This window comes from Stenotrophomonas sp. GD04024 (assembly GCF_029837545.1).
Lineage (GTDB): Bacteria > Pseudomonadota > Gammaproteobacteria > Xanthomonadales > Xanthomonadaceae > Stenotrophomonas > Stenotrophomonas forensis.
In genome coordinates, this window is record NZ_JAOEDV010000040.1 from 1 (window position 1) to 20,459 (window position 20,459).

General features: G+C 68.3%; 22 protein-coding genes. 11 read left to right on the forward strand and 11 right to left on the reverse strand.

Features of this window, described 5'->3' with window-relative positions; genetic code table 11:
- A partial coding sequence (locus N7590_RS13540; RefSeq protein WP_279935615.1) for a methyl-accepting chemotaxis protein occupies window positions 1-2,544 on the reverse strand: 2,544 nt, incomplete at its 3' end.
- A 203-nt stretch (window positions 2,545-2,747) separates the two neighbouring features.
- On the opposite strand from N7590_RS13540, the gene N7590_RS13545 reads away from it, so the two are divergent.
- Complete coding sequence (locus tag N7590_RS13545) at window positions 2,748-3,587, forward strand: arylamine N-acetyltransferase (RefSeq protein ID WP_279935616.1); 840 nt, start codon at window positions 2,748-2,750, stop codon at window positions 3,585-3,587.
- Window positions 3,588-3,893: 306 nt separating this feature from the next.
- On the opposite strand, the gene N7590_RS13550 is transcribed toward N7590_RS13545, so the two are convergent.
- The 3 genes from N7590_RS13550 to N7590_RS13560 are packed head-to-tail and all read right to left on the reverse strand — an operon-like array spanning window position 3,894 to window position 6,023.
- Window positions 3,894-4,265 (reverse strand): VOC family protein, encoded by a 372-nt coding sequence (locus N7590_RS13550; RefSeq protein ID WP_164241353.1) that lies wholly within the window; start codon window positions 4,263-4,265, stop codon window positions 3,894-3,896.
- A gap of 22 nt (window positions 4,266-4,287) precedes the next feature.
- Window positions 4,288-4,926, reverse strand: coding sequence for a response regulator transcription factor (locus tag N7590_RS13555; protein WP_154582913.1), 639 nt, complete (start codon window positions 4,924-4,926; stop codon window positions 4,288-4,290).
- Window positions 4,923-6,023: a histidine kinase gene (locus N7590_RS13560; RefSeq protein WP_164241352.1), complete on the reverse strand. Its 1,101-nt coding sequence runs from the start codon at window positions 6,021-6,023 to the stop codon at window positions 4,923-4,925. The genes N7590_RS13555 and N7590_RS13560 overlap by 4 nt, the downstream gene beginning before the upstream one ends.
- Before the next feature lie 161 nt (window positions 6,024-6,184).
- Here N7590_RS13560 and N7590_RS13565 point away from each other — a divergent pair, with 161 nt between their 5' ends.
- The 3 genes from N7590_RS13565 (at window position 6,185) to N7590_RS13575 (ending at window position 8,935) form a co-directional block, all read left to right on the forward strand.
- A complete protein-coding gene (locus N7590_RS13565; protein WP_164241351.1) occupies window positions 6,185-6,607 on the forward strand; it encodes a DUF2141 domain-containing protein in 423 nt (140 codons plus the stop codon).
- 26 nt (window positions 6,608-6,633) lie between these two features.
- Window positions 6,634-8,157, forward strand: a complete 1,524-nt coding sequence (locus N7590_RS13570) for a carotenoid oxygenase family protein (protein ID WP_164241350.1) — start codon at window positions 6,634-6,636, stop codon at window positions 8,155-8,157.
- Window positions 8,158-8,218: 61 nt separating this feature from the next.
- Window positions 8,219-8,935, forward strand: a complete 717-nt coding sequence (locus N7590_RS13575) for an ABC transporter substrate-binding protein (protein ID WP_164241349.1) — start codon at window positions 8,219-8,221, stop codon at window positions 8,933-8,935.
- A 120-nt stretch (window positions 8,936-9,055) separates the two neighbouring features.
- Here N7590_RS13575 and N7590_RS13580 read toward each other — a convergent pair whose 3' ends face one another.
- The gene (locus N7590_RS13580) at window positions 9,056-9,955 is read right to left on the reverse strand and encodes a LysR substrate-binding domain-containing protein (protein WP_164241348.1); all 900 of its coding nucleotides are present in this window, start codon (window positions 9,953-9,955) and stop codon (window positions 9,056-9,058) included.
- 98 nt (window positions 9,956-10,053) lie between these two features.
- On the opposite strand from N7590_RS13580, the gene N7590_RS13585 reads away from it, so the two are divergent.
- Window positions 10,054-10,233 carry a hypothetical protein gene (locus N7590_RS13585; protein WP_053510993.1) on the forward strand — a complete coding sequence of 60 codons (180 nt, stop codon included), beginning with the start codon at window positions 10,054-10,056 and terminating at the stop codon, window positions 10,231-10,233.
- Here the strand turns inward: N7590_RS13585 and N7590_RS13590 are convergent.
- On the reverse strand, window positions 10,230-11,777 hold the full coding sequence (locus tag N7590_RS13590) for an alkaline phosphatase (protein WP_164241347.1): 1,548 nt from the start codon (window positions 11,775-11,777) through the stop codon (window positions 10,230-10,232). The two genes, N7590_RS13585 and N7590_RS13590, sit on opposite strands and share 4 nt — an antisense overlap.
- A gap of 120 nt (window positions 11,778-11,897) precedes the next feature.
- Between N7590_RS13590 and N7590_RS13595 the strand changes: the two genes are divergently transcribed.
- A complete protein-coding gene (locus N7590_RS13595) occupies window positions 11,898-12,692 on the forward strand; it encodes a D-alanyl-D-alanine carboxypeptidase family protein (RefSeq protein WP_053510989.1) in 795 nt (264 codons plus the stop codon).
- Between the two features lie 13 nt (window positions 12,693-12,705).
- Here N7590_RS13595 and N7590_RS13600 read toward each other — a convergent pair whose 3' ends face one another.
- Both N7590_RS13600 and N7590_RS13605 read right to left on the reverse strand, forming a co-directional pair.
- A complete protein-coding gene (locus N7590_RS13600) occupies window positions 12,706-13,299 on the reverse strand; it encodes a TetR/AcrR family transcriptional regulator (protein ID WP_053510987.1) in 594 nt (197 codons plus the stop codon).
- Window positions 13,300-13,315: 16 nt separating this feature from the next.
- Entirely contained in the window at window positions 13,316-13,912 is a 597-nt protein-coding gene (locus tag N7590_RS13605; RefSeq protein ID WP_053510985.1) for an NAD(P)H-dependent oxidoreductase, read from the reverse strand.
- A gap of 126 nt (window positions 13,913-14,038) precedes the next feature.
- Here N7590_RS13605 and N7590_RS13610 point away from each other — a divergent pair, with 126 nt between their 5' ends.
- On the forward strand, window positions 14,039-14,572 hold the full coding sequence (locus N7590_RS13610) for a hypothetical protein (protein ID WP_164241346.1): 534 nt from the start codon (window positions 14,039-14,041) through the stop codon (window positions 14,570-14,572).
- Between the two features lie 75 nt (window positions 14,573-14,647).
- Here the strand turns inward: N7590_RS13610 and N7590_RS13615 are convergent, their stop codons facing one another.
- Window positions 14,648-15,475: an isocitrate lyase/phosphoenolpyruvate mutase family protein gene (locus N7590_RS13615; RefSeq protein ID WP_164241345.1), complete on the reverse strand. Its 828-nt coding sequence runs from the start codon at window positions 15,473-15,475 to the stop codon at window positions 14,648-14,650.
- A gap of 166 nt (window positions 15,476-15,641) precedes the next feature.
- On the opposite strand from N7590_RS13615, the gene N7590_RS13620 reads away from it, so the two are divergent.
- The 4 genes from N7590_RS13620 (at window position 15,642) to accC (ending at window position 19,082) form a co-directional block, all read left to right on the forward strand.
- Complete coding sequence (locus N7590_RS13620) at window positions 15,642-16,370, forward strand: DOPA 4,5-dioxygenase family protein (RefSeq protein WP_164241344.1); 729 nt, start codon at window positions 15,642-15,644, stop codon at window positions 16,368-16,370.
- Window positions 16,371-16,721: 351 nt separating this feature from the next.
- Complete coding sequence (gene aroQ / locus N7590_RS13625) at window positions 16,722-17,165, forward strand: type II 3-dehydroquinate dehydratase (RefSeq protein WP_053510975.1); 444 nt, start codon at window positions 16,722-16,724, stop codon at window positions 17,163-17,165.
- 59 nt (window positions 17,166-17,224) lie between these two features.
- Complete coding sequence (accB, locus tag N7590_RS13630) at window positions 17,225-17,704, forward strand: acetyl-CoA carboxylase biotin carboxyl carrier protein (protein ID WP_008265096.1); 480 nt, start codon at window positions 17,225-17,227, stop codon at window positions 17,702-17,704.
- A 10-nt stretch (window positions 17,705-17,714) separates the two neighbouring features.
- Window positions 17,715-19,082: an acetyl-CoA carboxylase biotin carboxylase subunit gene (gene accC / locus N7590_RS13635; protein ID WP_006473295.1), complete on the forward strand. Its 1,368-nt coding sequence runs from the start codon at window positions 17,715-17,717 to the stop codon at window positions 19,080-19,082.
- 97 nt (window positions 19,083-19,179) lie between these two features.
- On the opposite strand, the gene N7590_RS13640 is transcribed toward accC, so the two are convergent.
- Together N7590_RS13640 and N7590_RS13645 are read right to left on the reverse strand one after the other, a co-directional pair.
- Window positions 19,180-19,566, reverse strand: coding sequence for a hypothetical protein (locus tag N7590_RS13640; protein ID WP_279935638.1), 387 nt, complete (start codon window positions 19,564-19,566; stop codon window positions 19,180-19,182).
- 83 nt (window positions 19,567-19,649) lie between these two features.
- Window positions 19,650-20,411, reverse strand: coding sequence for a DNA adenine methylase (locus tag N7590_RS13645; protein WP_164086628.1), 762 nt, complete (start codon window positions 20,409-20,411; stop codon window positions 19,650-19,652).
- Between the last annotated feature and the right edge of the window lie 48 nt (window positions 20,412-20,459).

Consider the following 20,459-nt stretch of genomic DNA (forward strand, 5'->3'; position numbering starts at 1 on the left):
CGCCGGCTTCAGGCGGAAGGCGCCCACCGCTTCGGCCAGGGCATGCACCTGCGCCTGCATCTGTGCAGTCGAGGCACCGGCCTCTTCCACCAGGCTGGCATTGCGCTGGGTACTGGCTTCCATCTGCACGATGGTCTGGTTCACCTGTGCGATGCCGGCATGCTGCTCCTGCGATGCGCTGCGGATGCCGGCCAGCAGGTCCGCCAGCTGCTGCACGCTGCCGACGATCTCGCCCATCGTGGTGCCGGCCTGCTCGGCCTGCTGGTTGCCCTGCCCGACACGCGCCACCGAATCCTCGATCAATCCCTTGATCTGCTTGGCCGCCTCGGCACTGCGCTGGGCCAGCAGGCGCACTTCCGCAGCCACCACCGCGAAGCTGCGGCCCTGTTCGCCGGCACGTGCCGCTTCCACCGCTGCGTTCAGTGCAAGGATGTTGGTCTGGAAGGCGATGCCATCGATCAGCTGGGTGATGTCACCGATCCGCCGCGAGGCTTCGCTGATGCCGTGCATGGTCGCCACCACCTGGCCCACGGCGTCGCCGCCGCGCTGGGCCACCGCTGCCGCACCCTTGACCAGCGCATCGGCGCGACCGGCTGCGTCGGCATTGCGGCCCACGGTGTCGGTCAGCTCATGCATCGACGCTGCGGTTTCTTCCAGGTTGGCCGCCTGCTGCTCGGTACGCTGCGACAGGTCGTGGTGGCCAGCGACGATCTCGCCAACGCCGGTATCCAGGCTGGAGGTGGCCTGCTGGATGCGGGTGACGATGCCGCCCAGCTGCGCGACGGTGGCGTTGGCATCGTCGCGCATGCGCGCGAACACGCCCTGCAGGTCGCCGTCCATGCGCACGCTGAGGTCGCCGCGTGCCAGCGCGGCCAACAGCGCCTGCAGGTCGCCGAGATTGGTTTCAAAGGTCGCCAGCAGGCGGTTGATGCTGGTCGACAGCGTGCGCACGAAGCCCTGCTTGCCGTCCAGTACGATGCGACCGTGCAGGTCACCGTGTGCGGCGGCGTCGACCAGTGCGGCCACTTCGGTTTCGAGCAGGGTTTCCAGTGCGCGGCTGCGCCATTCCACCGCCACACCGAGGAACTGTCCCTCGTCGGTGATGGGGTTGGCGATCAGCTGGTAGCGAACACCGTCGTGGCCGATCTCGCGTTCTTCGCGCTGGCGTACGCCGGCCAGGCTGGCCAGCGCCGGATGCAGGCGCACCGCATCGCTGCCCACGAGCGCGTCAACCTGCAGGTCCAGCTGCTGCAGCAACGCCGGGTTGGCGTAGGCCACCAGCCCTTCGGCATCGATCACCATCAGGCCGGTCTGTGCGCTGTCCAGCGCCTGGCGCACGCGGGTATTGCCACGCGCCACCGCGCGCTCGGTCTCGATGCGCGCACGCAGGCGCTGCTGCATGTCGACCAGGCGCTGGGCGAGTTGGCCGATCTCATCATTGGCGTTGTATACGCGCAGGGTGGTGTCCAGGCGGTCGTCGGCGATATCGCTGGCGAAGCGCAGGGTGTCCTGGATCGGCTGGCGCACCGCGCGCAGGACCAGCACCAGGCTGGTGATCAGCACGCAGGCGACCAGCAGCAGGGTCAGCGCGAACAGCACGCTCATGGTGCGCGTGCCGGCCTGCTGGCGCGCCTGCGCCTCGGCCAGCGCCGCCACCTGGGCCTGCTGGAAGGCGGCCAGCGCCGGCGCCACGCCGGCGGCGGTATCCAGCAGCGACTGTGCCTCCACATCCAAGCCGACGCGGGCGGCGGTGTAACCCAGCAAGGCGACCTGATAGGCCTCCATGCCGCTGCGCAGAGCATCCTGCACATCGGTGGACAGGCCGGCCAGCGCGAGGTCGAACGGCAGCTTCTCATCGCTGGCACGGTCAGCATGGGCAGAGTCACCGTCGAGCAGCAGCAATGCTTCCTGCCGGCGCATCTTCTGCAGGGACAGCGCCAGCAAGGGGCGCTGCAGCGCATCGACCTGCGCCTGCAGTGTGTCGGCGGCCTGCTGCAGCTGCGCGGCAAGGCCGGCATCACCCCGGCCCATCTCGTCGACCCGTTCGAACAGGGCCGCGACGCCCTGAGAGAACGCGTCCGCGGCTTCGGTCAGCACCTGCAGCGCCTTGCGCCGCCCGGCATCCATCGGTATCGCGCGCAGCGCCTGCAGGTCGGCCTGCAGTGCCTTCTGTGTGGCCAGCAACTGGTTGCGGTCAGCATCATCGAAACTGCGCGCATACTGGGTCTGCAGGCGCCGGGCTTCGGCCACGCGCGTGGCCAGGCTGGCGGCCAGGTCGCTGCCGCGCTGGTAACTGGCCTGATTGCGTGCGGCCTGCGCGCTGGCGTGGCCGGTCCAGGCGTAGACCGCGGCGATTGCCACCAGGCCCAGGCCACAGACCCAGAGGGTTGCCTTGAGCTTGTTGGCTACGCTGAGCCGGTGCGGCTGCAGCCACAGCAGCAGGTTCGACGACAGCACGCTCGACGACAGCACGCGGGGTGACGCCGCGCGCAGGCGGGCCAGATGCGTGCGCAGGGACCGGAGGTGGGGAACGACGGCCGACATGACAGACTCCAGGCGGAAGGACGCACCTGTATCGGCATGGTTCCCGACAACTTTAGGATTGTTTTCGTGCCGCCCGGCTGCTCGCTGGCGGACGCGGCCTTTGTACCGGGCACAGGCGACGGGGGCATGACACCGGCGCTGCGCTTGACCTCAACCCCGGTTGGGGGCGCACAGTGGACGTCCCTCCCGTGCCCGGTGCCCGCATGACGACGCTTGATATCCCCCGCTACCTGCAGCGCCTGCAGCTGGATGCACTACCCCCGCTGAACCTGGCCGGCCTGACCCTGCTGCAGCAACGCCACAACGCGCTGCTGCCGTTCGAGACCCTCAGCTGCCTGCTGCGCGATGCGGTACCGATCGACCTGGACAGCGTGCAGCGCAAGCTGCTCGACGAGCGCCGCGGCGGTTACTGCTTCGAACTCAATGGCGGCCTTCTGGCGCTGCTGCAGGCGCTGGGCTTCGATGCCCAGCCGCTGAGCGCACGCGTGCTGCTGGCGGCACAGGATGGCGAGCTGACCGCACGGACCCATCTGCTGCTGCGCGTGCATGTGGAAGGCGAGGACTGGCTGGTCGATGCCGGCTTCGGCAGCCTGACCCCGACCGTGCCGCTGCGCCTGCACGACACCGCAGCGCAGGCCACGCCGCACGAGCGCTACCTGCTGCAGCGGCTGGGCGATGACGGCGATTTCGTGCTGTCAGCCGAATCCAGCGATGGCTGGCGCGCGATGTACCGCTTCGACCTGCAGGCGCCTGCGCCGATCGACAACGTGGTGGGCAACTGGTACGTGTGCACCCACCCCGACTCCAGCTTCCCGGGCCAGCTGCGCGCGTCGCTGACCGGGCCGGACTGGCGCCGCACCATCGGCAGCGGCAACTACACCGAGTACCGCCCGGGGCAAGCGCCGGACAAACGCCCGCTGCACGATGTCGGTGACGTGCGCGAGGTGCTGCAGCAGCGCTTCGGCCTGCAGCTGCCGGACGACCCGCGGCTGGACCCGGCGATCAATGACTGGCTGCAGCGCTCGCGCGCCGCAACACCGTAGCGTCGAGCTTGCTCGACGGAGGCGTTGCTAGCGCCGTCAACAGCAGTCGAGCAAGCTTGACTCTACAGAAGCGAGAGCGGCGGTGTTGGCCGGAATGATGCCAACGGAATATGAGCGCGTAGCGTCGAGCTTGCTCGACGGAGGCGTTGCTAGCGCCGTCAACAGCAGTCGAGCAAGCTCGACTCTACAGAAGCGAGAGCGGCGGTGTTGGCCGGAATGATGCCAACGGCATATGAGCGTGTAGCGTCGAGCTTGCTCGACGGAGGCGTTGCTAGCGCCGTCAACAGCAGTCGAGCAAGCTCGACGCTACAGAATCGCGCGCGCCTGCAGCGCGATGCGATTGCCTTCGCTGTCGCGGATCTCGGCCACGCGCCAGTCGCCGGCGTCGGCCGGGCCGAAGCGCAGTTCGGCGCCGGCCTGCAGCGCACGGTCGAGGCTGGCCTCTAGATCATCGACACCGATATAGAGGCGCGCGCCCTGTTCGGAGGGCTGGTAGTCCGCCCCCTGCACCAGCGACATGCTGGCACCCGTCGCGTCATCCGAGAACGGCAGGTAGGCCATGTGGCAGTCATGCAGCAGGATCGGCTCGTCCACCACCACCTGCAGCCATTGCTGATAGAAGGCGATGGCACGGGCCAGGTCACTGGCGGGGATCTCGACATGCAGGATCGGGTTCACGGGTTTTCCTCGCGCGGCGCAGTCAGATGATGCGCAGGGTAATCGCCTTCAGTACCGCACGGGTACGATCGCGGGTGCCAAGCTTGTCGAGAATGGCGGAAACATAGTTCTTCACCGTGCCTTCGGCCAGGAACAGGCTGCGCGCGATCTCCTTGTTGCTGTAGCCGCCGGCCAGCAAGCGCAGAATCGCCACTTCGCGTTCGCCGAAGGTATCGCTGGGGGGCGCTTCGTCGTGAAAGCGGTAGCGCGCGCGCACCGGCTCGGTGCTGACCGGCATCAGCAGGGTCTCGCCGGCGGCGACGCGCTCGATCGCCTCACGCAGGTCGGCCGGCGCGGCGTCCTTCAGCAGGAAGCCCTGCGCTCCCGCTTCGCTTGCCCGCAGCAGCAGATCGCTCTCATCGAAAGTGGTCAGCAGCAGCAGCGGCGTGGCATCGCCACGTGCGCGCAGCTGACGCAGCGCCTCGATCCCATCCAGACCGGGCATGCGGATGTCACTGAGCACCACGTCCACCCGCTGCGTGGCCAACGCGTCCAGCAGTGCCTGGCCGTCCTCGGCCTCCAGCACCACCTCCACCCCCAGACCCTGCAGCAGCGCACGCAGGCCGGCGCGGACCAGCGCCTGGTCGTCGGCCAGGGCAACACGGATCGCGGCGCCACTCATGCCGGCACCCATGCGGTCAGGTGCATGCCGCCCTGCGCGGTGCGCGCGAGTTCCAGCCGGCCATGCACCGTGGCCAGGCGCTCACGCATGCCGGCAATGCCGTTGCCTTCGCGGATGCGTTCGGCACGCTGGCCGTCATCATGGATATCGATGCGCAACCGGGAATCCTCTTCGTTGATCGTCAGCCATACGGTGCCTGCGTTGCCATGCCGGGCCGCATTGGTCAGCGCTTCCTGCACCAGCCGCAGCACGGTCTCGGCCATCAGCGGATCGGTCACGCGCACGCCCTCGCCGATCCGCAGTTGCAGCTTCGGCCGTGGGAAGGGTGCGGCCAGCGCGTGCAGTGCGGTGGCCAGATCGAGGCCGCGATCATCGCGCATCGACTGCACCACCTGGCGGATGTCGGCCAGCAGTTCGCCCGACAACTGCTCGGCCAGCACCAGGCCGTCGCGCCCGGCCAGCGCAGGATCAGCCGCCAGTGCGCGCAGGTTCAACCGCATCGCGGTGAGCTTGTGGCCCGCCACATCATGCAGTTCGCGCGCCAGGCGCAGGCGCTCGGCATCGCGGGCGCTGTCGGCCAGCAATGCGCGCGTGGCCAGAAGATCCGCGTTGACCCGGGCCAGGTCATCGCGGGCCAGGGCCGTGCTGCGTGCGTAGTGTGCGGTCAGTGCGGCGAACGCCTGGAAGCCGCCGTACAGCAGCACCACCAGCAGCGGCTGGCTGAAGCCACTGTGGCGCAGCACCGCATACATCGCCAGGTTGGCCAGCAATGCGACACCCAGCACAAAGCGCGGCGGCCAGTGCTCGGCCAGCTGCGCGACCAGCACCACCAGCAGCACGGGGGCGGTGCCGGTGCGCGGCTGCAACGCGACCAGGGCGACCGCCAGCAGCGCCTGCAACACGGCGGCGACGGCACGCACGCGCGACGGCATCGACGCCCAGCCGTGCAGCACGAACAGGAGCAGGAACCCAGCAAGCAACAGCAGGCTGGGGGCGGCCTCGCCGCGCTGCACCGCGAATGACAGGCCGACCGCCAGCACGGTCACCAGACCGGCAAGGCTGAGCGGACGCAACAGGTGGCGGAGCAGGCTGGGCATGGCCAGATGCTGACGGCCGCGCCTGCCGTCGGCAATGGGTCCAGCGCAGAAAGTGACTTCTGGCACGTCGAATCGATGACCACTGGCCCTGAAACCAGCCCCACGCCCCGCGCAGACTGGCCCCACTCCACAACACACCGCCCACTTCCGGAGCCACTGCCATGATCCGTACCGCCCTGCTCAGCACCGTCCTGACCGCCCTGGCCCTGGCCGGCGGCGCCCATGCCGCCGATCTGGCCGTGACCGTACACGATGTCCGCGTGCAGACCGGTACGCTGCGCGTTGCCCTGGTCGACAACGCCACCGCCTGGGACGGCAAGGCTGCGCCCGTGCAGGCGCAGCAGGCCAGGCCCAGTGGCGACAGTGCCCACTTCGTATTCAAGAACGTGCCCGCAGGCAGCTACGCGGTGCTGCTCACCCACGACGAGAACGACAACGGCAAACTCGACACCAACCTGGTCGGCATGCCGGTGGAAGGCTATGGCTTCAGCAACAACCCGCAGGTGATGCGCAAGCCGACCTTCGACGAAGCGCGCGTCGACGTGCCGGCCGCCGGTGCCGCCATCGACATCACCCTGCGCTGATTCCTGCATCCAGACCCGAGGCCATCATGGACCGTCGTCGCTTCCTTCGTACCCTGCTCAGCAGCAGTGCCTGCCTGGCGCTTGGCGCCACCGCCCTGCGCAGCGCCCCCGCCTTCGCCGGCGACCCCGCGCACTTCGCGCAGGGCCTGCAGGAGCACCCGTGGCTGCTCGGCTGGCGCAGCGTCAGCAGCGAAAGCCTCGGCCCGGCCACCGTGCAGCTGCAGGGCCGGCTGCCGGCCGGGCTGGCCGGTACGCTATACCGCAACGGCCCGGCCTGGACCGAGCGCGATGGCTTCCGCTATGACCACTGGTTCGACGGCGACGGCATGGTGCATGGCTGGCGCTTCAACGGCGATGGCAGCCTGACCCACCACGGGCGCATGGTGGCCACACCGAAGTTCAGCCGTGAACAGAAGGCCGGCCGCTTCCAGTACCCGGCGGCGGGCACCAGCGTCCCCGGTGCACTGGCGGTGCGCAACAACGACGATGCCAACGTCGCCAACACCTCGGTGACGATGATCAACGGCCGCCTGTTCGCGCTGTGCGAATCCGGCTCGGCGTTCGAGGTGGACCCCGATTCACTGCAGACCCTTGGGCCCGTCACCTGGCGCCCGGACCTGGCCGCGCTGCCATTCTCCGCCCATCCCCTGCCCGACCGCGACGGCAGCGTGTGGAACTTCGGCTCGATCAGCCTGATGGGCGGCCACGGCCTGTTGGTCTGGCACATCGGCAAGGACGGTCAGCTGCGCAGCGCCAACGTGATCGAAACGCCGGAGCACGGCTACCTGCATGCCTTCGCCATGACCGAACAGCATCTCGTTTTCGTGCTGATGCCGTTCGACTTCACCGGCACCGGCGGCAGCTTCTTCGAACGCATGCAGTTCGCACCGCAGCGCGCGGCGCGCATCGCGGTAGTCGCCAAGGATGCACCGGACAAGGCGCAATGGTTCGAGGCGCCGTTCGCGGCGATCTACCACTTCGGCGATGCGTTCACCCGCGACGGCGGCATCGTGCTGCGCGCCCTGCGCCACGACGACATCAACGAAGCGCGCTCACCGATGAAGGAAGCAATGGCCGGCGATGGGGCACATGCGGCCAATAGTGGTGCCAGCCTGGTCGAGCTGCACCTGGACCTGCGCCGTGGCCAGGCGCGCTGGGAGTCGCTGGGCATCAGCGCGGTGGAGTTTCCGCTGTTCGATCCGCGCTCGGCCAACACCCGTGGTGCGCGGCTTTACGCGCCCACCATCGATGGTCCGGCCAACGCGCCCTACTTCAACGCCGTGGCTGCATTCGACATCGAGCGGGGCCGCCGCCAGTTGTGGCACTACGGGCCGGACATCATGGCCGAGGAACACGTATTCGTGCCGCGCCCGGGCAGCCGCAACGCCGACGACGGCTGGCTGATCGGCACCCTGCTCGATCCGGTGAACACGCGCAGTGGCCTGGCCGTACTCGATGCGCGCCACCTGGACGATGGACCGATCGCACAGGCCTGGCTGCCCTACGCGGTGCCGCTTGGCTTCCATGGCACGTTCGCCGCGCGCGGCTGAGTGCACGCCGCGCGGACACCGGCGCTGCCATGCTGGGGTTCCCCTTCCTGCGGAGCCCGGCATGTCCCTGGCAGACCATCGAAGCGCGCTGGCACCGCAGGGATTCCTGCGCGTGGCGATCAACCTGGGCAATCCGGTGCTGGCACAGGGAGACGCGCGTTCGCCGCGTGGCCCCACGCTGGAACTGGCCACCGCATTGGCGCAACGGATGGGGGTGCAGGCCCGCTTCACCTGTCACGACGCAGCAGCCTCGGTGGTTGCTGCGGCCAACCAGGACGAATGGGACCTGGCTTTCCTGGCCATCGATCCGGCGCGGGCGGACCGCATCGCCTTCAGCGCGCCGTATGTGGAGATCGAAGGCACCTACCTGGTGCGTGCGGACAGCCCGGCGCAGCAGGTGGCCGACCTGGACCACGATAGCCTGCGCATCGCGGTCGGCCGCGGCGCGGCCTATGACCTGTTCCTCAGCCGCGAACTGCGCCACGCCAGGATCGAACGCGCCGACACCTCCGCGGCCGCCATTGACCTGTTCGACCAGCAGCACCTGGATGCTGCCGCCGGCGTGCGCCAGCCACTGGAAACCTGGGCGCGGTCGCATCCCGGCCACCGCGTGCTGGCCGATCGATTCACCGTGATCCAGCAGGCGGTGGCGGCGCCGGCCTCGCGCCCGGCCGAGGCGTTGCAGGCGCTCCTCAACGAGGTGGAAGCGATCAAAGCCGGGCCGCTGCTGGTTGAAGCGTTCGCGCGCGCCGGGCATGCGGTCACGCTGGTGCGGTGATTGTAGAGTCGAGCTTGCTCGACTGCCTGTGCGCGAAGACAGTCGAGCAAGCTCGACTCTACAGCTGCGGGTTCAAGCACGGCTCGACGCCACAGATGCGGTGGTCGAGCGAGCTCGACGTTACAGATGTGCGTCTGCCATGTGCCGCACGTGTTCGGCGGCCTGCGCGTGCAGCCAGTCGCGGAAGGCGAGGAAGCCGCGATGGCTGGCCGAGCGTTGCGGGTACACCAGCCAATGCGGCCACGCCGTCTTCAGGCGCTGGCTGGACAGCGCCACCAGCTGGCCGGATTCCAGCAACAGGCGCGCCCGCGTCACCCGTCCCAGCGCCACGCCCACCCCGTCCAGCGCCGCACGGTGGTGGGCCTCCGAATCATCCAGTACCGCCACGAAGCGCGGCGGCGGGCTTTGCCCGCTCAACGCGAACCACGCGCCCCACGCGCCGTCGGGATCACCGAGCAGCGGCCACTGGGTCAGCGGCACGCGGTCGATGCCGCCCATGCGTTCGATCAGCGCCGGGCTGGCCATCGGCAGCAGCCATTCGTCGAACAGCGGCTCCACCACCAGCCCCGGCCAGTGCCCGGTGCCCAGCCGCAGCGCGGCGTCGAACTGCCGCTGCCGCTCGAAGTCGACCAGCCGTTCGCTCGACTGCAGGTTGATCTCGATCTGCGGGTGCGCAGCCACGAAGTGGCCCAGGCGTGGCACCAGCCACGCCGAGGCCATCGATGGCACCGCGCTGATCGTCAGCACGTGCTCGGCGCGCGCCGCATAGGGCTGGAAGGCCTCGTTGATCGCATCCAGATGCGGGCCGACCTGCTCCAGCAGGCGCTGCCCTTCCAGGGTGAGGGTGACGCCACGCGGCTGGCGGACCAGCAGCGGCTGGCCGAGGCGCTCTTCCAGCTGGCGCATCTGATGGCTGAGTGCGCTGACCGTCAGGTTCATCGATGCCGCCGCACGCGACAGGTTGCCGAGCCGGGCGGCAGCCACGAAACCCTGCAGTGCATGGAGGGGCGGTCGGGACATCAGGCTTGAATTCCTCTCAAGGCGCGCTTGCGGAAATGTCGCTTTTTGCACGTCCATGCTGCCCGTATCGTGCAATCCACTCAAGTGGAGGCACGCTCATGAACATCTTCAGCAGCCTGTTGTTCCTGCACGGTCACGTGGCCAACGCCGAGCTGGCCCGGCGGCTGGCCAGCCCGGTCCCGCCGCCCAGCAGCACTCCCGCTGTTGCCGGCCGCTGGCCGGCAACCTCGCCAACCGGGCAGCCCGCAGCTGCCGGCCGCTGCCCGGCACGCCCCTAACGCTGCAGCGCCTCCTGCACCGCGGCCGCCACATCGGTGTTGTCGATGTAGCGGCCGTCGTTCCAGCGCACATGCTGGCGATAGCCGTCATCGACGCCACGCACGCGTTTTGCAAGCAGCTCCGCGCCCGCGCCCTGGGCCCACAGCGGCACCAGCGCATTGGAGTGGTTGCCGGTGGGGCGGAAGCTCATCCCCGGCATGCGACCGCGGCCGTTGTTGCGCACCGGCTGGAAGGCGACGTCCTGTGCATCGGGGCCCATCGGCATGCTGTTGTCGTGATCGGTGGTGACGATCAGCAGGTTGCGCTCCCAACCACCGTTGCGTTCAATCCAGTCCACCACCGCCGCCACCGCATCGTTGAACTCCGCGGTTTCCTCGATCAGGCGGCCGTACTGCGGCTGGTCGCTGCATTGGCCATAGTGCCATTCGGTGCCGCAGGCACTGGTGTGCGCGGCCCAGTCGGTGGCGCCGCCTTCCACCATCAGGAACAGGCCCTCCGAAGAGCGCTGCTGCAGGAACCGCAGTGCACCGCGGGTCATGGTCGCAAGATCCGGCACGCTGTCGATCTTCCTTACGCCCGAGGGCATGGACGCATCCTTGCCCAGCACCTGCAGCTGGCGAGCCTGCTGCAGCGTGTTGGCCACGCGTGGCACGCCGATCAGCGGCCGGTCGGCCTGCAGCTGGCCCTGCGCCAGCGCGGCGAATTCCTCCTTGCCGCGGATCAGGCGCCACGGCCCCGACGGGTTGCCGCCAATGGTTCGACCCTCTTCCAGCTGCTGCCAATCCTGCTGCGACACCCACTCCCACGGAGTCGCGCAGCCTTCGGCCTGCGCTGCATCCGTGGTCGGCCCACAGGCCAGGCCATCAACGCTGTAGCCGGGGCCACCGGTGCCCATCACCAGGTCCATGTGGCCCTGTGCCAGCATCTGGTGGGCGATGGCGTGGTAGTCGTTGCGCGATGCGTTCTGCGCCGCGAACGCTGCCGGCGTGGCATGCGCGAACGGCACCGAGGTAACCACGCCGGTGGCCATGCCCAGGCGCTTGGCGCGCAGAGTGTTGAACTCGACCGGGTTGCCGTCGTTGTTGTAGTTGATGGCGTTGTTGTAGGTCTTGATGCCCGAGGACAACGCCGTGCCCGCGGCCGCACTGTCGGTCGCAACCGCCGCCAGGTACTGGTAGCCCACGAACGGCAGGTCCGGCGCGGGCACCGGTTCGGTATCCCAGGCCTTGCCCGCGTCGTAGCCGAGGGTCTGTGCGTTGTCGCCGGTCGGCTGGCTGCTGGAATTCAACGGGAACGTGGTCACCGCCAGGCGCTGCGGGAAATCCGCATAGGGGGCACCTTCACGGCTGCCGTACTGCCAGTAGGCGGCGCCATCCCAGGTACCCCAACCGGCGCCGTCGTTGATCATCACGATCACGTTGTGCGGGCGCGCTTCAGCGGAAGGCACAGCCTCGGCGCGCAGGTTGGGCTGGCAGCCCGCCAGCGCTGCCAGCGCGATCAGCAACGAGGAATGGAGCCAGCGGCGTGGCGCGTGTGCAGTCATCGGATATCCCGTCGGGCCAGCGGCGGCCCACAATGACGATACGTTATATCGTTTCAATGTTGCAGCTTCATGCAGCCGCCGCGCACTATCCTGCGGCTCTCCATTGCCACCGCATCCTCCATGTCCCTCCCCGTTCCAGAGCGCGCGCCGCTGTCCTCGATCACCCTGGATGCGGCCACCTTCGCGGTGATCCACCAGCACAACGCTGAAACCGCGCGGCAACCGGCGTCACTGACCAAGCTGATGACCGCCTACGCCGCGTATGCATGCGTCGAAGAAGGCGGGCGCGCATGGGACGAAGCGGTCACTATTGCCAGCGACGATGTGCATGCGGTGGCCGATGACGAAACGCGCATGGGCCTGGTGCCTGGCGAAACAATTGCTCTGGCACGCCTGCTGGAAGGCTTGATGATCGTCTCCGGCAACGACGCTGCATTGGCGATCGCGCGCCATCTGGACGGATCGCAGGCCGCATTCCTCGATCGCATGAACCGGCATGCGCGCCAGCTTGGCCTGCGCAGCACCTGGTTTGCCAGCGTCTCCGGCATCACCACCCCGCACCATGCCTCCAGCGCGCGCGACATGGCAGTGCTGGCCGCCTGCCTGCTGAACGATCATCCGCAGATTCTGGCAATCACCGCACAGCGCGCGTTCGCGCATGGCCGCTTCAGCCGCAACAACCAGAACGCCCTGCTTGGCGAGCACGGCGTGGATGGATTGAAGACCGGCTACACCCGGGCCGCAGGCTTCTGCCTGGCCGCCACCGCATGCCGCACGGTGCCCGGGCGGGCGCAGCCGGTGCGGCTGATTACCGTGGTACTGGGTTCTGAAAGCCGCGACGCGCGCGACGCGCTGGTGCGCGCACAGCTGGACGCAGGGTTCGCCGCGCTGGCCGGCACCAAGGCCGACGCCTGAGCTGCCGCACGGCTCAGCGCCGCTTGACGGTCGCCACGATCAGCCGCTGCAGTTCTGCCTCGGCCCCGGCCTTGTCCAGCGCGCCGGCAACCACGCCCTCTGAAAGGGCCTCAGCCGCGCCGAGGATGGCCCATCGCCCCGCCAGGGGCACGGCCCCCTCAGCGGCGAACGGGCCCAGCCAGACCTGGCAGTTGTCGATGAAATCCTGCTGGTAGCGCCGGCGCACCTCGTGCAGTTCCGGCGCGCCGACCAGCGCCGCGAGGATGCCCTGCACTTCACTGCCCTGGCTGAGGATGCAGTCGATGTAGCCGGAGGCGATGGCCGCCGCGCGATCGGCCAGCTGCGCCCTGGCGCGGCCGATGCGCTCGTGGAAGACCACGGTCTGCCGCCCGTCATAGTCGTCGTAGAGCGCCGCCAGCAGTCCATTGCGGGTCACGAAGTGATCGTAGGCCACCGGCTTGGTCACGCCCGCCGCCTCGGCCAGGCGTCCCAGCGTCAGTGCATCGGTGCCTTCCTCGCCGACCAGCGCCCAGGCCACGTCCAGCAACTGGCGGGCGCGTTGCCCGCGGGTCAGTCGGCGGCGTGTCGGAGCGGGCGTGGCAGGCATCGGCAGGGCACGGCAATCAGCGCATCGGAGTACCGATTTTACGGCCGATCTCCGCTGCCGACTGCAGATGCGCCCCGGCTGCGCCGGAATCGGCATCCAGCAGCAGTTCGGATGACAGCACGCGCGCACCGCAGTAGTCGAAGATACCCATGTCGATCTGGGTTTTCATCGCCGCCCCATAGCCGCGCCGCTCGATCATCTCCGCGCCGGCGCCGCCCACCCCGACCAGGTGCACGCGCAGCCGTTGCAGCTTCTTCTGCACCTTGCCGTCGGCGCCCTCCTGGTAGGCCCAGCCCTGGGTGAACACACGGTCGATCCAACCCTTCAGCAGCGCGGGGAAAGACCACCAGTACAGCGGGTAGACCAGTACCAGCGTGTCGGCCGCATCCAGCCGCGCCTGCTCGGCGGCGACATCGGCCGGCGCAGCGCCGGTGCCGCGGAACAGCGCCTGGTCCTGCAGGCTGAAGCGCGGATCGAAGCCCTCGGCCATCAGATCGGCGTGGGCCACGCTGTTGCCGGCATCGGCTGCGCCGATGGCCTCGCCGATGCGCCCGGCGATGGCGTGGGTCAACGAGGAAGGATCAGGATGGGCGATGACGATGAGACTGTGCATGGGAGAGCTCCGGGATTCACTAACTACCAATGGTAAGTAATGAAATCCGGCGCACCAGCCCCATCGATGGGATGCTGTTTCCGCATCCACCGTATAGTGCGGCGCTCGCCCGTGAGATGCCCGCCGATGCACCGACACCTGCTTGCCCCGCTGCTGGCCCTGCTGATGACGATGGCCGTTCCATCCGCCGTGGCCGGTGAACTCGGTCCGGAAGATTCCGCCGCCCTGCGCAGGCAGGTGCAGGCGATGATGGACGCCTTCGCACGCGGCGATACCGACCTGATCATCGCGCGCACCCATCCCAGCCTGAAGCTGGCTGCCGGTGGCGATGAGGCCTATGCGCGGATGACGCGCGACACCGTGAAGCAACTGCACAAGGCGGGCGTCACCATCGTCAGTGACGAGGCGGGCGTGCCTGGGCGCACCTACGCCGCCGGCGACGAGGAAGTCTGCTTCGTGCCACGCCAATCACTGCTGCGCGTACGCGACGCGCCGATGCGCAGCACCTCGTTCATAGTCGCCGTACGCCGGGTGGGCACGACGCAGTGGAGCTATCTGGACGGTGCCGCGCTGCTGGACAACCCCGCGCTGCTGCGGCAGCTGCTGCCGGCGCTGGAACCGGGGGTGGTAGTGCCGAAGGGCGGGATGGAAGCGCTGTAGCCGCTGGCGCATCCCTCCAGGCACGGTGTGGATCCACGGACCGCTCTGCAGAACCGGGCCCACACCGGATTTCCGTCAACGGAACAGCGCGTTCAACGCCGCGCCCGAGGCCGCCTGCTGCAGGCCATCGAAGCAGCCGTCCTGCACGATCGGTTGGGTCGCCTGCATCAAGCCGCCCCACGCCGCGCGGGCCAGTGCGCCACCGAGGCTGACCCGGCGCACGCCGAGTGCGGCGATGTCCCGCAGGCGCATGGGCGTCGGTCCACCCACCAGCAGGTTCACCGGCTTCGATCCTGCCGCGGCCACCACCGCGCTGATCTGCTCACGCGTGCTGATGCCCGGCGCGTACAGCACGTCGGCACCGGCCTCGGCATAGGCGCGCAGGCGCTGCAGAGTGTCCTGCAGGTCCGGCACCCCCACGAAGAAGTTCTCTGCACGGCCTACCAGCAGCACATCGCCGCCCGCATGGTCGATCGCCACACGGGCCGCACGCAGGCGCTCGACCGCCTGTTCGATCGGGCGCAGCGGTGCATCGGCCACACCGCTGGCATCCTCGATCGACAATGCCGCGACGCCGGTATCGATCGCCGCGGCCACCGCCTCTCCCACCGCCGTTGGCGTGGCACCGAAGCCATCACCGAAGTCGGCGTTCAGCGGCAGCGGTGTCGCTGCCGCCATCAGCCGCAGATGTTCCAGGGTGGCCTGCAGCGAAACCGCCCCATCCGGCCGCCCTTCACTCCAGGCGCAGCCGGCACTGGTCGTGGCCAGTGCCTGGAAGCCCTGCCGCTGCAGGTAGCGGGCACTGCCCACGTCCCACGGATTGGGCAGCACGAAGCAGCCCTGCGCATGCAGCTGGCGGAAGGCCGCGCGCTTGCGTTGGGTATCGGCATCGGGCGAGGTCATGGCGGGCTCCGGGGTGGCAGACCTTCACCCTAGCCCGCCGCCCGGTCGCGCTCAATGGGGATGAAGGCAGCCGTGCATGAGGTGATGCAGGCTGCTTATTGGACACCACCGTGCGCGCTGCCCGAGCGTGCTTGCCTGCCCACACAGTGCCGCCACGGAGCCCACCATGCACCCGGACCCGCAGCCCCTCGTCGACGCCGGCGACGATGACGCCCACTGGGCCGATCTGCTCTCACCCACCCGCCGACGCCTGATCGCGTCGGCCGGACTGGCCGCCGGTGGCCTGGCCAGCGCATCGACGGCAGCGGCAGCCACGCGCGACGAACGAGCCGTGAACACCACCGAGCCCGGGCAGCCCGGCTTCCGCGCCATCGTCCCGCCGGCGGCGAAGGGCAGCAGCCCCTGGGGCCAGGCGACGGCCAGCGAACCCACCCCGCGCCCGGCCAGCGTGCGCCCCGGCGAGGCCACGCTGCCCGCCACCCCACGCGCGTACACCGACATCAAGAGCTATCACGCGCACATCTACTTCGATGAGGACAGCTTCGCCAAGGCGGCCCTGCTGCGGCGCTGGGCCGCCGAACGCTTCCCGGTGGAGCTGGGCAACTGGAACCTGGAACCGCGCGGGCCGCACGTCACGCCGTCGTTCTATTTCGGCTTCACCAACGACCTGCTGCCGGTGCTGGTGCCTTGGCTGCAGCTCAACAGCCTGGGCCTGACCATCCTGATCCACCCCAATACCGGCGACGGCCGCGCCGACCATCTGCATTACGCGCTGTGGGTGAACCGCGCGCAGCCGGTGAATGCCTACAACTGGCCAGCACCGAAGCCCGGCGAGCGGGAGCCATTGGAGGAAGTCTTCCCGAACGTGGTGCCGACGGTACCGCTGGAGACCTGAGCGGGTGCGTGGCGGGGGCGGTGGCTGGCGTGCAGCGCACCTTGGGCTGCCCCTCGGTGGGTGCGTAGCTTGCTGCGCACCGGACTTCCTTCATCCACGCATGGCGTGGATCTACCGCATCACGGCCCGTTGTGGCGTCGGTCATCGCCCGGCCTTGCCGGCATCGTCGGCCTACGTGCCAGCATCCCCGGCCAGCACCACGTTCAGCGCGCCTTGATCCGGCTCCCGGCGTACAGCCGCAAGCACTCCGGCGAATTTCAAACAATCGATTGAAACACGGCAAACTTCGCCGAACTGGACAGCATCCGCCGCTTCCGCCAGACTGCCGCCCTTTCCCGTCTTCCGGATCCCATGGCGAAGCTGCTGGTCCTGCACGGCCCCAACCTCAACCTGCTCGGCACCCGCGAGCCGGAGGTCTACGGCCACACCACGCTGGCCGACATCGACCAGGCGCTGGCCGCGCAGGCGTCCGCCGCCGGGCACGCCGTGGAAAGCCTGCAGTCCAACGCCGAGCATGTACTGGTGGACCGCGTGCAGGCCGCACGCAGCGACGGAACCGCTTTCATCCTGATCAACCCCGCCGCCTTCACCCACACCTCGGTCGCCCTGCGCGATGCGCTGGCAGCGGTGGCGGTGCCGTTCATCGAGATCCACCTGTCCAACCCGCATACCCGCGAGCCGTTCCGCCAGCACAGCTACTTCAGTGACAAGGCGGTGGGCGTGGTGTGCGGCTTCGGTGCCGACAGCTACCGCTACGCGATGGACGCGGCGCTGCTGCGCGTATCCGCCACCTGATTGTCGACCCGGGCGCCACCGGCGCTCTCCTCACCTAGATAGAAACCAAAGAGGCCCTCATGGATCTGCGCAAAATCAAGAAGCTGATCGACCTGCTGGAAGAGTCGAACCTGGCTGAAATCGAAATCAAGGAAGGCGAAGAGTCGGTGCGCCTGTCGCGTGCCCCGGTGGCCGGCTATGCCGCCCCGATGCCGGCACCGGTGTATGCCGCGCCGGCCGCCCCGGCTGCGCAGGCGATGCCGATGCAGTCGCCCACCGAAGCCTCCACCGGGGGCACCGCCAAGCCGGGCCCGGCGCTGCCGGAAGGCCACGTGCTGCGCTCGCCGATGGTCGGCACCTTCTACGCCTCGTCCGCCCCGGACAAGCCGGCCTTCGTCAGCGTTGGCCAGCAGGTCAAGGAAGGCGAGACCCTGGCGATCATCGAAGCGATGAAGATGTTCAACCCGATCGAAGCCGACAAGTCCGGCACCATCGTCGCCATCCTCGGCGAGAACGGCCAGCCGGTGGAGTTCGACCAGCCGCTGTTCGTGATCGGCTGAGGGGCACGCCATGCTCGACAAAGTCGTCATTGCCAACCGAGGGGAGATCGCGCTGCGCATCCTGCGCGCGTGCCATACCCTGGGCATCCGCACGGTGGCCGTGCATTCCACGGTCGACCGCAACCTCAAGCACGTGGCCATGGCCGACGAGTCGGTCTGCATCGGCCCGGCGCCGTCGCCGCAGAGCTACCTCAACATCCCGGCGCTGATCGCCGCCGCTGAAGTCACCGACGCCCAGGCCATCCACCCGGGCTACGGCTTCCTGTCGGAGAACGCCGACTTCGCCGAGCGCGTGGAGGAGTCCGGCTTCATCTTCATCGGCCCCAAGGCCGACACCATCCGCATGATGGGTGACAAGGTCGAAGCCATCCGCGCGATGAAGTCGGCCGGCGTGCCGTGCGTGCCCGGCTCGGGCGGCCCGCTGGGCGAAGACATCGTCGCCAACACCAAGATCGCCCGTGAGATCGGCTACCCGGTCATCATCAAGGCGGCTGGCGGCGGCGGCGGCCGTGGCATGCGCGTGGTGCACGCCGAAGCGTCGCTGAAGACCTCGATCGAAACCACCAAGAGCGAGGCCAAGGCCGCGTTCGGCAATGGCGAGGTCTACATGGAGAAGTTCCTGGAGAATCCGCGCCACGTGGAGATCCAGGTGCTGGCCGACGGCCAGGGCAACGCCATCCACCTGGGTGAGCGCGACTGCTCGATGCAGCGCCGCCACCAGAAGGTGGTGGAAGAAGCACCGGCACCGGGCATCAGCGCCGAGCAGCGCGAGCAGATCGGCAAGGTGTGCACCGAAGCCTGCGTGCGCATCGGCTACCGCGGCGCCGGCACGTTCGAGTTCCTGTACGAGGACGGCCGCTTCTACTTCATCGAAATGAACACCCGCATCCAGGTGGAGCATCCGGTCACCGAAATGGTCACCGGCATCGACCTGGTGGCCGAGCAGCTGAAGATCGCCGCCGGCCAGAAGCTGTCGATCAAGCAGAGCGACGTGGTGCTCACCGGCCACGCCATCGAGTGCCGCATCAACGCCGAAGACGCCGAAACCTTCGTGCCGAGCCCGGGCACCATCACCGGCTTCCATCCGCCGGGCGGCCCGGGCGTGCGCGTGGACACCCACATCTACAGTGGCTACCGCGTGCCGTCGAACTACGACTCGATGATCGGCAAGCTGATCGTGCACGGCCCGGACCGCGAAACCGCCATCGCCCGCATGCGGGTGGCGCTGAGCGAGATGGTGGTCGACGGCATCAAGACCAACATCGCCCTGCAGCAGCGGATCATGCGTGACAAGGGCTTCCAGGCCGGCGGCCAGAACATCCACTACCTGGAAAAGCGCCTGGCCGAACGCAAGAACAAGCCGATCGCGTTGACCTGATCGGTGCCACAGGCTGGATACGGAAAGGGCGGGGATTTCCCCGCCCTTTTTCGTTGTCTGTAGCGCCGAGCATGGGCCCGGTGCTACGCAAACAGGTTCAGCGCTTGTCCGCCACTTCGGCCGGAATCTGCGAATTCGTCAGTGGGCGAACGCCATTGGGCGAACTCGGATCGACGATCACCATGGTTTCGGTGGAACCATCGGGCCAGACCACCTGGAAGGTGCTGCCGGCGGGCAGTGAGGCGAACGGCATGCCGCTCTGCGCGCGATAGACCGCCGCAACCTGGCTGGCACCGGCGCGGCGGACATCTTCCTGCGCCTTTACCGTGGTCAGTTCCACTTTTGACAGATGCCGGTAGCGATCCTCGTAGGTATCGATCATCAACAGACCGACCGCACCCGCCGAGTAAGCCACGAACAATGCCACCCAGAACCAGAATTTGGCCCCATGCTGTAACGGCGCGCGATAAATCGACCGCCACATGTGAGATAAACGGTGGGAAGACCATGTTGCGCCCACGGGAATGAAATTGCACGGGGCGGAAACCGCCCCGTGCCCCGGTCGCTCTACCAGGTCGTGTAGATCAGCTCCCGCCGCTGCACCGTCTGCCGGCCGATCGTGTAGCGAATCGGTACCACCCTGTCACTGAACTGTCCGAACACTTCCCGCATTGCCGGGTGGTCGTTGATCGTCAGGATGGCCGCGCCCCGCAGCCCGGCCATCTGTCGGGCCAGCTCCTGGTACTGCTCCACCCCAAAGGGGACACCGTAGCCCTCGGTCTCCCAATACGGCGGGTCGAGAAAGAACAGGGTGTCGGCGGCATCGTACTTGGCCATGCACTGCTGCCAGGCCAGGTGCTCTACGGTGACTTTGTGAAGGCGAAGGTGCGCAGCGCTCAGATCTTCCTCAATCCGCAGCAGATTCAGGCCCTTGCCTCCCCGTCCGAAGCCGGGCGTCTGGCCGGTCGCTTTTCCGCCCCAGGCCAGCCGCTGCAGGTAGTAGAAGCGCGCAGCTCGCTGGATATCGGTGAGGGTGTCCGGGTGCTGGAGCTGGCACCAGCGGAACATCTCCCGGCTCGTTAGCGCCCATTTGAACTGGCGCACGAACTCCTCAAGGTGGTTGGCCACCACCCTGTACAGGCGCACCAGCTCGCCGTGACAGTCATTCAACACCTCGGCCCTTGCGGGCTCCCTGGCGAACAGCAGGGCGGCACCGCCTGCGAAAGCCTCGACATAGGTGCGATGAGGCGCATCGGCCACAAGGGGTAGCAGATGGGGCAGCAGGCGGGTCTTCCCGCCCGGCCAGGGGAACAGCGTGGTCGTCTTCATTCTCAGCCTCTGCGATGGTTCTGGGCGAGGCTTGTCTCCCCCGCGCGG